Raw genomic sequence first — 12,461 nt, 5'->3', positions numbered from 1 at the left:
ATCTGCAAAAAAATTTATATATCCAGTGATTTTATAATAAATTCTGCATGACCTTCTACGAGACTTTTTATTTCGTTATACGTCTGCCCTGTCTTGTAATAGTGAACGACGAAACCGTGTAAGGATAAAAACGCCGACCAGATGCTCTGGGTCGTTGCGCATTTAGGCCCGACAAGCGCAGCAACTGCCTTGGCAAACCGTTCATAACTCTTATTTGGCTCCTCATTCATGAGCGTGTTCAATTGCTCATCTTTGATTAGAAACATCATTTCATAATGACTGGAGTAATCGATACCGAATTTCATGTAGGCGATGAATAGGTGTTTCAACTTTTGTCCAGGATCTGCTTCTTTCTTCATTATTTCTTCCAGGATTTCATCGAGGAGCGCGAAGTCTTTGGCTACGACAGCATAAAATAAACCGGCTTTATTATTGAAATGATAATAAATCATTCCATGGCTCATTTCCAGCTCGGCAGCGATCTGCCGCATGGACACATCTCTGAATCCTTTCTTTACAAAGAGATCTCTCGCGACGTTCAATATAGCTTCTTGTTCTACTTGCTGTTCGATCGGTTTTCTAGGTGTAATCGCTGACTCCCCCTCATTTATTAACCACTGTTCAAATAAAATATAAAACAATTAGAATTTTATGTCAATAATAATTACCATAGCAAAAACCCGGTCCTTTACAGATAGGGTTCCAGCTCAATTACTCTATCCATTCCGCCATGTTCTTCATATTCCGTCTCATCTTCGGCCGGGACGGGTCCTCCGCTCGACAGCCGAAGGCCGCCATGGAAGATACTCCATAGGTTTCTCTATCCAAAAGAACCTGCGCTTCCCCCTTTAACTGTTCACGCAGCTCGGGGTTTGTACAATCGATATTTCCACGGTCAAAGCCTAAGGAACTTGGAGATAACCTGGCTGTCTCCAAAATGAAGGTGAAGTCTTCTTTAGTAATTTTCTTCGCAACATGAAACCTTTTCGTTGTGTTTCTGAAGTAAGGATTCTATAATATCTTTCTGTTTTCACGACTCATGTTTAACACCCTTTCTTATTGTCTAATTCTTTCTACCATGGTAATTCACATGAAAAACTCCTACAAGCTTTCGGCATCACGCACATTTCAAAACAAGTTTTCCAGCCAAAGTTAAGAGAGAAAATCTCTGATATAATGAATAGGTACAATCAGGAAAGGGGGACCGTGATGAAGAAAGATATTTTTTTGATATTGGTGGTTTTTTTGAACTTCGCCGTTTTTTTCAGTCCATCTGAAAAATCGACGATATAAGAAGCACACTGGCTCATGACTCCGAATTCTCAGCAGCCGTTTCTTATTCTGATCATCAGGCTATCAAAATACAAAACCAATCGATCCCCCAGCCCGTCAGTACGAAAGGCCTCGATCCAACTATTTGCGGGGACTCCCCTGCAGATTTCCCTGTGGCGTTTGATAAGATCCGTTTCCGAAATATCGATCTTTCTAAAACCAGCAGGCCGGGGTTTCTCATTACGATATATAACCAATCCAATTACATATGACTTCTCCTTATGCCAAACGTATGATCTTGATTCAATAAGGAGACGAATGTGAATGAATGAAAAAGATAAACTGACCTATGTTGTCGTCTGCTTCCTTATCTTCTTTCTATTTTTCGGTGGGATTTATGTATCAGGTATCCTCACCGGAGTCCATTGGGAGGGTTACACGTTTGAACTCTCCTGGAAAATGATCAATGTGGAAGAGCTGAAACATATTATAGGTCTGTAACCATCCGGGAAGGGGCTGTTCCATTCGCCCCTTCTCTTCATTCCCAATTCGTCAAACGCCATTCATAAGGAGAATTTCATTACATGTTTTTTGATACATTTGGAACAGATGCATTTTTATTATTAGTCGCTTTCCTGCTGTTCAGTGGGATCTTTGCTGCTAAGTTTTCCAACAGATGGGGTGTGCCTTCCCTCATCTTGTTCATCATCGTAGGTATGCTTGTAGGAAGTGACGGACTCGGAATCATTTATTTCGATAACGCAGATACAGCTCAGCTTATCGGTGTGCTGGCTTTGGTTATCATCTTATTTGAAGGTGGCCTGCATACGAAATGGGCAACTGTCCGTTCGGTAGCCGTGCCCTCTCTATCGCTCGCTACCGTGGGAGTCTTAGTAACCTCCTCAACGATTGGAGTCGCTGCCTATCTCCTCTTCGATTTAACATTACTCGAAGGTCTCCTTCTAGGTGCTATTGTTGGATCGACAGACGCCGCCGCGGTTTTTGCGGCTTTGAAAGAAAGAAATATAAAGGCAAAGATGGGTGCCACATTGGAAGCAGAATCAGGAACCAATGATCCGATGGCCGTTTTCCTCACGCTTTCATTCATTGAGCTGATCACCAAACCGGATGGTTCGATCTGGATGCTGATCCCGACCTTTTTTCTCCAAATGGGGATAGGTCTCGTGTTGGGGATCATCTTTGGGAGGCTCGCTTCTTATTCCATCAATACTATTAAACTAGGGTCCAGCGCATTATACCCTATTCTTTCGGTGGCCTTCGCCCTGATTACTTATGGGATTACGGCATTCGTCGGGGGAAGTGGATTCCTAGCCGTTTATATTGCTGCCCTTGTTATAGGAAACAGGGAGCTTACGTACCGGTATTCCATCTTTCAATTCAATGAAGGATTCGCCTGGATGGCTCAGATCCTTATGTTCATCATCTTGGGACTTCTCGCGTTCCCGGAGCAGGTTTTCTCTTCTGCTGTCATCGTAGATGGCTTGATTCTCTCCATCCTGTTGATTGTCGTCGCTCGTCCGCTCGCCGTTTTCTTATCCTTGATCAAGCTAAAGTATTCCGTCAAGGAGAAGCTCTTCATTTCATGGGCCGGATTGCGCGGAGCCGTACCGATTGTGCTCGCTACCTTTCCGATTGTAGAAGGTTTGGAGAACAGTCAAATCATCTTCAATATCGTCTTCTTCATCGTTCTGACCTCTGCTCTCGTGCAAGGGGCCAGCATCTCTTGGGTGGCCAAGAAGCTGGACTTGGTCGGACCTCAGAAAGATGTACCGCACCACTCGATCGAGCTTATATCGATGGGGAAAGCGGCCGCTGAAATGGTGCAGTTCCAAACGAGCGAAGAATCCGCGCTTGTCGGCCAGAAATTGAAAGAATTGACGCTGCCGAATCATTCAAATATTAACGCAATCATCAGAGACAACCAGGTCATCACCCCCTATGGCGAGACCGTGATTCAAGCCGGCGACTTCCTATATATTCTCGTCGAATCTAAATATAAAGATCAGTTAAAAAAACGCTTGGAGCAGCGAGCATCAAAAAAAGATCGAGGATAGATAAAAGAGCGAAGCCTGACGGCTCCGCTCTTTTTTACCTTATAATTCAGCTCAGCCGCTTCTCAGGAGCCGCTTTCACTTTTTCCGTCGCGTCGATGAACAACTTCAACGTCGAAGATACTGTCGATACATCCACCAGTCCGTCCTCACTGTCTTTCACTTTATCAAGCTGAAGCAGGAGATAATCATCGTATCCCTGCAGCTGCAGCTGGCCCGCGCAAATTTTCCCTTTCAAAGACAAAATTTGTTCGTGTAGTCTTTCCCGCTCCATGCAGATCACTCCCTCATATTAGAAAGATTATATCTGCTATTCTTGCCAACTATGACTACTCTTAACCAAAACAAGACAAAACGCCCGGATAAATATCCGGACGTTCCCTGTCTTAATCTTCAAGTGGATTCAAGCTTTCTTCCCCGGTCATACCGGCAATCATGTCGACGAGAAGCTCAATCTCCTCTTCTATATCCTTCATGCTTACTGTTTCAACTGGAGAGTGCATATAACGGAGGGGTAAAGAGACGAGACTGACCGGTACTCCACTTCCCGTCAACCGCATCTTATCCGCATCGGTGCCTGTCATCCTTGGTGTCAATTCGTACTGGACGTCCATGTTCAACTTTTTGGCCGAGCGTTCCAGCCATTTGTTGATCTTACGGTTGATCGGCGCTCCCTTGGCAAGAACCGGTCCACCATCGAGCCGGACGTCTCCATATTTGCTTTTATTTACTCCAGGGTAGTCCGTGGCAAACGTCACGTCGCAGGCGATCGCCATGTTCGGCTGTATGCCCGCTGCTGCGAAGTACGCACCACCCATGTTCGTTTCTTCATTGACCGTGCTCGCCGCATAAACACCTACACGGAGCTTCTTGTCCTTTAACCGTCGTAAAACTTCCCCAACGATGAACTGCCCCGTTCTATTATCCAGTCCACGACCTGCTATGTAACGATCCATAAGTATCTCAGGCTCTCGTTTGTAGACAGCAAGATCGCCAATCTGCACGTACTCTGCGATTTCATCCTTGGATTTTGCTCCACAATCGATAAAGAGATCTTCCACACCGAAATCCCCTTTTAAGCCTCCGTGGTGCTGCGCATTGACGCCGATCACTCCTGTCAGCTCCTTTTCTTCCCCAAGGACTCTCACTTTCATACCGACAGCTGCTTTCGGATTAATGCCCCCCATTTTATCAAAATGGAGATATCCTTGTTCATCAATCCTGTTGATGACTAATGCAATTTCATCACAGTGACCTGCAAGCAGGATCTTGAAGTCCGCATCCGGGTTAAGGACTGCAATCGCATTACCGGCATTATCGGTTCTTATCTCATCCGCTGCTTCTTCCATATCCGCAATCCATTTCTTCTGTATCTCCATCTCCATGCTGGAGGGGGACGGGGTAGTCAATAGTTCCAATAAGAAATTAAGTCGATCTTCATTCATAATTACTCCTCCTTCACCTTTCCATCATATCAAAAATAACGGGGAAAACATTAATCGGATGCATATTCCTTTGCAGGAACGGGAACAAGACCTTGTATGGATTTTTTGAGGAGGAATTAGTTATGCGCTTAGAAGAATGGTTTAACAAAGGAATGACGGCACAAACGTACGTCGATCAAATGCAGACACATCAGGAAAACTTTATTTATATATACGAAAATTTCGGGATACCGGTCGAAGATGAACCAACATTTACGCGCTCCCGAATGAACGGACTTCGAGCGATTGTGTTAACCGAAGACTGGTGCGGAGATGCCATGATGAATGTACCCATTTTCCTTCGTATGGCGGAAGCAGCTCAAATACCAGTTCACTTCCTTTTGAGAGATGAGAATTTGGATTTAATGGACAACTATTTGACAGACGGACGTGCCCGTTCTATCCCGAAAATCATCTTGATGGATAAGAATGGGGAAGAAGTGGCAAACTGGGGACCGAGAGCGCCCGAAGTCCAACAGTTCATTGATACAGCAAGACAAGGCCTTCCGGATAAAGAGGCCGAAGACTTTAATGAAAAACAGAAAGAAATGCTTACCTTCATTACGAAAGCTTACCGTGATCATCATGATTTTTGGAATTATGTGTATGAAGATTTAAAGAAGACATTCTTTGCTTATTAACAGCTTGCCGCCTGCCCTGTCGTGCGGCAGGCTTTTTCTATGTTTGAATACGTTCCTCCAGAGACATACTGTAGATAAAAAAAGGGGCACCAAAGCCATGCAGCATTGGGTACGTTTATATTTTCAACTGCCACTGTTCCTGAGATTGTTAGCAACGGTGTTTTTTACGATGACGTTGTTCGGATTCGTCATCCATATGATTGAGCCCGCAAACTTTCCAACCGTCTTTGACGGAATCTGGTGGGCATTCGTTACGGGAGCAACCGTCGGGTATGGCGACTATGTTCCATTAAGTCCCTATGGTAAACTGATGGCTATCCTGCTGATCTTATCCGGTGGTGGACTGGTCACTTTCTACATGGCTACACTCTCCGCTTCCACCGTCAAGCATGAGACGGATCTATCGGAAGGAAAAGTCCCGTACAAAGGAGCCAAACACCTGGTCCTCATCGGGTGGAACGAGCGGACAAGACATTTGATCGATATGATTCAGAAGCATCAGCAGCCGGAAGAAGTCGTACTGATCGACCGAACGATGAATACCTTTTATCAGCGCCTTCCCTCTGTCCACTTCATCAGCGGCAGCGCGACGAATGAAGAAACGTTGGAGAAGGCAAATCTGCTTCATGCCAAACTTGCCATCATCACTGCGGATCCTTCTTTATCAGAAGAACAGTCCGATCAGTCCGTCATCCATCAGATTGTCGCCGCAAAGGGACACCACCCCGGGCTGTTTATTATCGCAGAAGTACTGACAGATAAGCAGAAAATTAATGCGGAACGGGCCGGTGCGGATACCGTCATTCGCTCCAATGACTTCATGAGCAGCCTCTTCTATCAGGAACTCTACCGGAATGATCCGGCGAAGCCGTTCGAACTCCTGCTCGGCCTGCTTGCAGAACGGCAGTTTCATGAAGAAGCTGTTCCAAAGTCTTTGATTGGAAATCCTGTCACGGAGGCCTTCCAATACTATATGAAAGATTGTTACCAGGTCATCGCTGTCCGCCGCAGGGAAGATGTGCTGTTTCATATCCATCCGGACCTTACGCTGCAAGAGGGAGACGTGCTCGTTGTTTTCTCACCGCTTCGTAAGTAATGCTTGTTCCACCTTTTTTAACAACTCCCGCCCTGTATGCACGTGTTCTTCAGGGAAACTGGCATCTTTATCGACAGGCTCTTGAAATTGATCAAAAATGGCTCGGAAATTCCCTTCTTTCACATTATCATCGAGACCCGGGTTATATTTATGGGAGAGCAGAAAGGGTTCCTTCATCTCCACAAGTGCATAATCACTAGGTGCATCCAAAGATCCTGAGGTCACGGCGAACGGAAGACGAATAAACTGGTAGCCGACATGATCATCAATTTTATAATCGAAATAACCATGCTCATAATCCCAATTATCCGCTAGTTTAAAGCCGAGACCCTGAAGTTCCTTCTCCAGTTCATTAAACTTATAAGTCGTTCCTGTAAGCGGGGAAGATAGTGGTATCATCGCTCATCACTCCTTTCTCTTTTACTATGCCCAAATAAAACAAGGGGATCATCCTTTTTATGGATGATCCCCCTCTTTATGCTATTTACTGCCCTTATAGTCTTTTCTCCAGTTTCTCTTTTTCATCTTCAAAGCCAGGCTTACCCAGAAGAGCGAACATATTCTTCTTATACGCTTCTACGCCGGGCTGGTCAAACGGATTGACACCCAGGAGGTATCCGCTGATTGCACAAGCCTTCTCGAAGAAGTACACAAGGTAACCAAAGGTGAAAGCATCACGCTTCGGAAGGTGAACGATCAAGTTCGGCACATCTCCGTCTGTGTGAGCAAGCATTGTACCAAGGTATGCCTTCTCGTTGACTTCGTGGACTGTCTCCCCTGCAAGGTAGTTCAAACCGTCCAGGTTCTGCTCGTCTTCCTCGATCGTAATATCAGAATTGGAATTCTCCACGTGAAGGACCGTTTCAAACATATCTCTTCGTCCATCCTGAATATATTGTCCGAGGGAGTGCAGATCTGTAGAGAAGTTGGCAGAAGCCGGGAATATTCCTTTGTAATCTTTGCCTTCACTTTCTCCGAACAACTGTTTCCACCATTCAGCGAAATACTGAAGGGACGGTTCATAATTGACAAGCATTTCAATTGTCTTGCCTTTGTTGTAAAGAACGTTTCTTACAGCAGCATATTGATAAGCAGGGTTTTCCGACAGCTTGTCCGTGCTGAGTTCTTCGCGAGCCTGCTGCGCGCCTTTCATCATTTCCACGATGTCGATACCACTTGCCGCGATAGGCAGCAGACCAACGGCAGTAAGAACAGAATAACGGCCGCCTACATCATCCGGTACCACGAAGGATTCATAGCCCTGCTCGGTAGCAAGTGTTTTAAGGGCACCTTTATTCTTATCCGTTGTAGCATAGATGCGCTTCTGCGCTTCTTCCCTACCGTATTTCTCTTCCAGGAACTTGCGGAATACACGGAAGGCAATAGCAGGTTCCGTCGTCGTTCCGCTTTTCGAAATGACGTTGATGGAAACGTCTTTATCCTTAAGCACATCGAACAAGTCGTTCATGTAAGAAGGACTGATGCTGTTTCCTACAAAAAATACCTGGGGAGTTTTGCGCTCTTCTCCACCGAGTACATTGTAGAAGCTGTGGTTCAGCATTTCCAGCGCTGCACGGGCACCAAGATAAGATCCGCCGATGCCGATGACTAAAAGAACATCAGAATCGGATTGAATCTTCTCTGCTGCTTTTTGGATGCGGGAGAACTCTTCTTTATCATAATCTTCAGGCAGATCGACCCAGCCTAAAAAGTCGTTCCCTGCACCGGTTTTCTCATGTAGGTTCTTATGAGCCAGAGAAACGGCTCCCTGCATATATTCTAGTTCATGTTCACCAAAGAACGGCAAAGCTTTTTCGTAATCAAAACGAACGTGTGTCATATATGTCCCTCCAAATCATCATTTTACTTCATCCTCTTTTCACTTTATCGGAACCTTTCATCCAAATCAAGCAAGCACTTTCATGAAAGCGTGTACAAATAGAATTCATCAAAAAAGGTGCGGGCAGCCCGCACCTTTTCTCCATTACTTGGACATTTCCAGAATCTTCTGTACGTCGTCTTCTTTAAGCTTGTTGAAGTTCCCGAAAGCTCCACGTTTCATGGAACGATCGACAATAACGTCGAACTTCTCTTCTCCGATTTCGTAATCGGCAAGTCGCTCCGGCGCTCCGAGGGAAGACCAGAATTTTCTCAAAGCATCGATTCCTTCTTCCGCCACTTCCGTCTCGCTCTTACCTTCTGCATCGACGCCGAATACGTTTGTCGCAAGTTTGGCGAAACGGGACGGGTCCACTTCCAGGTTATGCTTCATCCAGTTAGGGAAGAGAATCGCCAGTCCACCCGCATGTGGAATATCATAAACGGCGGAAACAGCATGCTCGATGTTGTGACTCGCCCAGTCTCCGCGATATCCCATTTGCAGCATACCGTTAAGTGCGATCGTTCCAGCATATAGAATCGTCTCACGATACTCGACAGATTCCAGATTATCAAGAAGCTTAGGGGCCGTTTCCATGACAGCACGCAGGACGCCCTCGATCATTTCATCCTGTACCGGTGACTTGGTCGGATTGTGGAAATATTGTTCAAACATGTGCGTCATCATGTCTACGATTCCGTAGATAGTCTGATCTTTCGGAACACTTGTCGTGTAGGCGGGATCCAAAATGGAGAACATAGGGTTTGTCAAAGGCGCAGCACCCCAGCCGTACTTCTCATTCGTTTCCCAATTTGTGATGACCGCACCGGCATTCATCTCACTACCTGTAGCAGCAAGGGTAAGGACCGTTCCGAACGGAAGCGCTGATTCTGGTGTCGCCTCTCTTGTAACAAGATCCCAGGCATCACCATCGTATTTGGCTCCAGCAGCAATGGTCTTCGTGCAGTCGATGACACTTCCACCGCCTACAGCGAGGATGAAGTCGATATCGTTTTCCTTGCATGCCTCGACCCCGCGTCTAACCGTGGAAAGTCTAGGGTTTGGCTCTACACCGGAAAGTTCAAAAACCTCTACCTCTGCCTTTTTCAATTCCGCCACAACTGCATCATACACGCCGTTACGCTTGATGCTTCCCCCTCCATAAACGAGGAGAACTTTATTTGTATTTTCAGGTAATTCTGTTTGTAATTGTGTCACTTGGTTCTGTCCGAAAATTAATTTCGTCGGATTATGAAATTTAAATGCATCCATTGATAAAACTCCCTTCATGAACATTCGATGATTATTATCCCCGAATTCAGATGATATCTCAAAAGAAATGCTTGATGAATAAATACGACCCGCTTGTTCAATTATAAAGACGAACCATGAACTTATAAAAAAAGGAGGTTGGACCATGAGTTGGATTCAACGTATCGCCCTTCTGCTTATCATCGTAGGCGCAATCAACTGGGGATTGATCGGATTGTTCCAATATGATTTAGTCGCAGGACTATTCGGCGGTGGCGAACAAAGCGGTGCCTTCGCTCGTGTCATATATACACTTGTAGGGATCAGCGGACTTATCGCCATTTCCATTTACTTCTCACCGGCAGCAGAATACAGCGACCGGACAGCGGAAACGACTGAATAAAAAAAAGCCGGGTCCTAGAGGACCCGGCTTTTTCTACTTGTACTTTATTTACGGAATTTTTCGCGGTCGTCCGATTGTTTGATCCAATCTTCTAACTTGTCTTTAAGCGTGTTGAAACCTGCAGTTGATTCTTCATGCTTTGGTGCTGCAGCCTGCTTGCGCGGACGACGTGGTGCTGCCTTTGGAGCTTCCTGTGTCGCACGGATAGATAGAGAATACTTGTTGCTCTTCTCGTCGATGTTCAAGATCTTAACTTGAACTTCATCACCTTCAGAAAGGTGCTCATTAATATCTTTCACATACCCGTGGGTAACTTCTGAAATGTGCACAAGACCTTGAACTTTTTCATCCAATGCAACGAAAGCACCGTAGGGCTGAATTCCTGTAACTTTACCTTCTAATACTTGACCTTCTTGGAACTTCTCTGACATTCTATACAACTCCTGATTTGTTATTATTCGCTTCATTTCACGCAATTAATGATTTTAGCACAAAAACCTCCAATAAGCAAAGTACAGTTTTGATAAACACCCTTTATTTTTCGGAATTTCGACACTTTGTGCATTATTGAACATGGTATAATAGATAATAATGACAGAGGAGGAACCTGTATGTCTGTAGGAAATAATATTAGGAAATACCGTGAGTTAAAGAATTTCACTAAAGAAGAGCTCGCCTTGAAAGCGAGAATGGGCGTCCAAACATTGGAAAGCTACGAAACAGATGAGCGCGCCCCGGAATTAGATACCATCCTTAAAATATCAACCGTTCTGGATATCCCGGCATCCGAACTGATGGAATTTCAAGAAGAAGATACAACCATTGATGAAGAGTTGCAGAACTTGATTGCAGAAGTGGGCGTCAAGCGGACTAAACTCTTGTTGAAAAAGACACGGGATTTCTCGGAAGAAGACGTTCTTCATGCTATGAAACTACTTTATGAATTAAATCAGCAAAAAAAATGAAAAAGTAGGTTTATAATCTATCAAAACTGGATATATTAAATAACGTAAGACTTTCTCGTATTCCCCCTGTGTAAGCAAAGCGAACGTTCGCTTTGCTTCTTTTTTTTGCTCTCTTTTCCCCATCATCCCGGTCAAACAACATATTTTCTTCTTTCACGGACTTTCGGTTATGATAGATTACAGAAATCAAAAATATAGGAGGCCATCGTTTTGGAACAGTTCAAACGAGTCATTTCACGTAAGGGAACCCGCTCTGTCAAATGGGATATGGCAGAAGAATTGTATAAAGATAAAGACGTTCTTCCTATGTGGGTAGCAGACATGGATTTTCAGACCCCCAAGGCGGTAACGGCAGCAATAAAGGAACGTGTCGATCACGGCATCTTCGGCTATACAGTCCCAGATGACCGCGTAAAGCAGCAGATCGTACAGTGGCTTCAGACTAGACATGATTGGTCCATCGATCCGGAGTGGATTACCTACAGTCCCGGTGTCATCCCTTCGCTTCATATGATCATTCAATCATTGACCGATATTGGTGACAACGTCATTATCCAGACACCGGTCTATCCACCGTTCTACAGCGTAGTCAGGGACCACGGGCGTCACATCATTGAGAACCCGCTGATCGTAGAAGGAAACAAATATGAAATTGATTTTGAGGACTTTGAGAAGAAAATTAAAGAAAACAACGTCCAATTATTTATTCTCTGTAATCCCCATAACCCGGTCGGACGTGTTTGGACGCGGGAAGAGTTGAACCGGTTGAGCAGCATTTGCCTTAAGCACGATGTCCGAATTATTGCTGATGAAATACATGCGGATCTTATATACAGCGGGCACCGTCACATTCCAATCGCCTCTGTTTCTGAAGACGTCAGCAGAAAGACTATCACCTGCATGTCACCGACCAAAACGTTTAATTTGGCGGGGCTACAAGCATCTTTCGTCGTAACTGCTGATAAAGAATCGAAAGAGAAGCTTGATAAGCAATTTAAAAATCAAGGAATGGGTATGTTGAATACTCTGGGGCTTACAGCAATGGAGGCGGCATATGAGCACGGCGAAGAGTGGCTGGAAGGACTAATGACAACCCTGGAAGAAAACAGGGACTACGTTATGGAAAGGCTCCATAACGAAACCGCTGTACGTGTCTTTCCTGCGGAAGGAACCTACCTGCTTTGGCTTGACTGTACCGGGTTGGAAATGAAGCACAGCGAACTCAAATCCTTCATGCAGAAACAGGCAAAAGTCGGTTTAAATGACGGCGTCTCCTTCGGTAAAGCAGGAACAGGATTTATGCGGATCAATATCGCTGCTCCCCGCTCTACCATTGAAGAAGGTGTATCACGAATTATCGAGGCTGCAAGGAAATAGAAATGCGAGTAGATAAAAAGC

The 12,461-nt window shown here is 45.1% G+C and carries 15 protein-coding genes; 7 read left to right on the top strand and 8 right to left on the bottom strand.

All coding sequences use genetic code 11. From position 1 onward, the window contains the following. Nucleotides 1-14 precede the first annotated feature (14 nt). Nucleotides 15-641, bottom strand: a complete 627-nt coding sequence (locus D479_RS12460) for a TetR/AcrR family transcriptional regulator (RefSeq protein WP_241210932.1) — start codon at nucleotides 639-641, stop codon at nucleotides 15-17. Nucleotides 642-711: 70 nt separating this feature from the next. Continuing rightward, a complete protein-coding gene (locus D479_RS20770) occupies nucleotides 712-936 on the bottom strand; it encodes an NAD(P)H nitroreductase (RefSeq protein ID WP_008637558.1) in 225 nt (74 codons plus the stop codon). 660 nt (nucleotides 937-1,596) lie between these two features. Between D479_RS20770 and D479_RS20765 the strand changes: the two genes are divergently transcribed. Continuing rightward, nucleotides 1,597-1,773 (top strand): hypothetical protein, encoded by a 177-nt coding sequence (locus tag D479_RS20765; RefSeq protein WP_008637557.1) that lies wholly within the window; start codon nucleotides 1,597-1,599, stop codon nucleotides 1,771-1,773. Nucleotides 1,774-1,856: 83 nt separating this feature from the next. Continuing rightward, entirely contained in the window at nucleotides 1,857-3,347 is a 1,491-nt protein-coding gene (locus D479_RS12450) for a potassium/proton antiporter (RefSeq protein WP_008637556.1), read from the top strand. A gap of 46 nt (nucleotides 3,348-3,393) precedes the next feature. Here the strand turns inward: D479_RS12450 and D479_RS12445 are convergent, their stop codons facing one another. Together D479_RS12445 and D479_RS12440 are read right to left on the bottom strand one after the other, a co-directional pair. Continuing rightward, on the bottom strand, nucleotides 3,394-3,618 hold the full coding sequence (locus tag D479_RS12445) for a hypothetical protein (RefSeq protein WP_008637555.1): 225 nt from the start codon (nucleotides 3,616-3,618) through the stop codon (nucleotides 3,394-3,396). A 112-nt stretch (nucleotides 3,619-3,730) separates the two neighbouring features. Further along, nucleotides 3,731-4,789 (bottom strand): M20/M25/M40 family metallo-hydrolase, encoded by a 1,059-nt coding sequence (locus D479_RS12440; RefSeq protein WP_008637554.1) that lies wholly within the window; start codon nucleotides 4,787-4,789, stop codon nucleotides 3,731-3,733. A 122-nt stretch (nucleotides 4,790-4,911) separates the two neighbouring features. Here D479_RS12440 and D479_RS12435 point away from each other — a divergent pair, with 122 nt between their 5' ends. Together D479_RS12435 and D479_RS12430 are read left to right on the top strand one after the other, a co-directional pair. Next, nucleotides 4,912-5,469, top strand: a complete 558-nt coding sequence (locus D479_RS12435; RefSeq protein WP_008637553.1) for a thioredoxin family protein — start codon at nucleotides 4,912-4,914, stop codon at nucleotides 5,467-5,469. A 97-nt stretch (nucleotides 5,470-5,566) separates the two neighbouring features. Then, entirely contained in the window at nucleotides 5,567-6,565 is a 999-nt protein-coding gene (locus D479_RS12430) for a potassium channel protein (protein WP_008637552.1), read from the top strand. Here the strand turns inward: D479_RS12430 and D479_RS12425 are convergent. The 3 genes from D479_RS12425 to D479_RS12415 form a co-directional block, all read right to left on the bottom strand. Then, on the bottom strand, nucleotides 6,548-6,964 hold the full coding sequence (locus D479_RS12425; protein WP_008637551.1) for a YugN-like family protein: 417 nt from the start codon (nucleotides 6,962-6,964) through the stop codon (nucleotides 6,548-6,550). The two genes, D479_RS12430 and D479_RS12425, sit on opposite strands and share 18 nt — an antisense overlap. Nucleotides 6,965-7,058: 94 nt before the next feature. Next, on the bottom strand, nucleotides 7,059-8,405 hold the full coding sequence (locus D479_RS12420; protein WP_008637550.1) for a glucose-6-phosphate isomerase: 1,347 nt from the start codon (nucleotides 8,403-8,405) through the stop codon (nucleotides 7,059-7,061). A gap of 144 nt (nucleotides 8,406-8,549) precedes the next feature. After that, entirely contained in the window at nucleotides 8,550-9,716 is a 1,167-nt protein-coding gene (locus D479_RS12415) for an iron-containing alcohol dehydrogenase (RefSeq protein ID WP_008637549.1), read from the bottom strand. Between the two features lie 145 nt (nucleotides 9,717-9,861). Between D479_RS12415 and D479_RS12410 the strand changes: the two genes are divergently transcribed. Further along, nucleotides 9,862-10,098 carry a DUF378 domain-containing protein gene (locus tag D479_RS12410; protein WP_008637547.1) on the top strand — a complete coding sequence of 79 codons (237 nt, stop codon included), beginning with the start codon at nucleotides 9,862-9,864 and terminating at the stop codon, nucleotides 10,096-10,098. Nucleotides 10,099-10,142: 44 nt separating this feature from the next. On the opposite strand, the gene yugI is transcribed toward D479_RS12410, so the two are convergent. After that, nucleotides 10,143-10,529, bottom strand: a complete 387-nt coding sequence (yugI, locus tag D479_RS12405) for a S1 domain-containing post-transcriptional regulator GSP13 (RefSeq protein ID WP_008637545.1) — start codon at nucleotides 10,527-10,529, stop codon at nucleotides 10,143-10,145. Nucleotides 10,530-10,709: 180 nt separating this feature from the next. Here yugI and D479_RS12400 point away from each other — a divergent pair, with 180 nt between their 5' ends. Both D479_RS12400 and D479_RS12395 read left to right on the top strand, forming a co-directional pair. Beyond that, on the top strand, nucleotides 10,710-11,063 hold the full coding sequence (locus D479_RS12400) for a helix-turn-helix transcriptional regulator (protein WP_008637544.1): 354 nt from the start codon (nucleotides 10,710-10,712) through the stop codon (nucleotides 11,061-11,063). A 210-nt stretch (nucleotides 11,064-11,273) separates the two neighbouring features. Further along, the gene (locus tag D479_RS12395; RefSeq protein ID WP_008637542.1) at nucleotides 11,274-12,440 is read left to right on the top strand and encodes a PatB family C-S lyase; all 1,167 of its coding nucleotides are present in this window, start codon (nucleotides 11,274-11,276) and stop codon (nucleotides 12,438-12,440) included. Nucleotides 12,441-12,461: the final 21 nt, after the last annotated feature.

Origin of the sequence: Halobacillus sp. BAB-2008 (assembly GCF_000328325.1) — a bacterium.
Lineage (GTDB): Bacteria > Bacillota > Bacilli > Bacillales > Halobacillaceae > Halobacillus.
Note: the sequence above shows the minus strand (reverse complement) of the source record. Positions and strands in the feature narration are given on the sequence as shown.

Coding starts and splice junctions, on each gene's coding strand:
- D479_RS20765 (WP_008637557.1), top strand. CDS start 1,597: ATGAATGAAAAAGATAAACTGACCTATGTTGTCGTCTGCTTCCTTATC.
- D479_RS12450 (WP_008637556.1), top strand. CDS start 1,857: ATGTTTTTTGATACATTTGGAACAGATGCATTTTTATTATTAGTCGCT.
- D479_RS12445 (WP_008637555.1), bottom strand. CDS start 3,618: ATGGAGCGGGAAAGACTACACGAACAAATTTTGTCTTTGAAAGGGAAA.
- D479_RS12440 (WP_008637554.1), bottom strand. CDS start 4,789: ATGAATGAAGATCGACTTAATTTCTTATTGGAACTATTGACTACCCCG.
- D479_RS12435 (WP_008637553.1), top strand. CDS start 4,912: ATGCGCTTAGAAGAATGGTTTAACAAAGGAATGACGGCACAAACGTAC.
- D479_RS12430 (WP_008637552.1), top strand. CDS start 5,567: ATGCAGCATTGGGTACGTTTATATTTTCAACTGCCACTGTTCCTGAGA.
- D479_RS12425 (WP_008637551.1), bottom strand. CDS start 6,964: ATGATACCACTATCTTCCCCGCTTACAGGAACGACTTATAAGTTTAAT.
- D479_RS12420 (WP_008637550.1), bottom strand. CDS start 8,405: ATGACACACGTTCGTTTTGATTACGAAAAAGCTTTGCCGTTCTTTGGT.
- D479_RS12415 (WP_008637549.1), bottom strand. CDS start 9,716: ATGGATGCATTTAAATTTCATAATCCGACGAAATTAATTTTCGGACAG.
- D479_RS12410 (WP_008637547.1), top strand. CDS start 9,862: ATGAGTTGGATTCAACGTATCGCCCTTCTGCTTATCATCGTAGGCGCA.
- yugI (WP_008637545.1), bottom strand. CDS start 10,529: ATGTCAGAGAAGTTCCAAGAAGGTCAAGTATTAGAAGGTAAAGTTACA.
- D479_RS12400 (WP_008637544.1), top strand. CDS start 10,710: ATGTCTGTAGGAAATAATATTAGGAAATACCGTGAGTTAAAGAATTTC.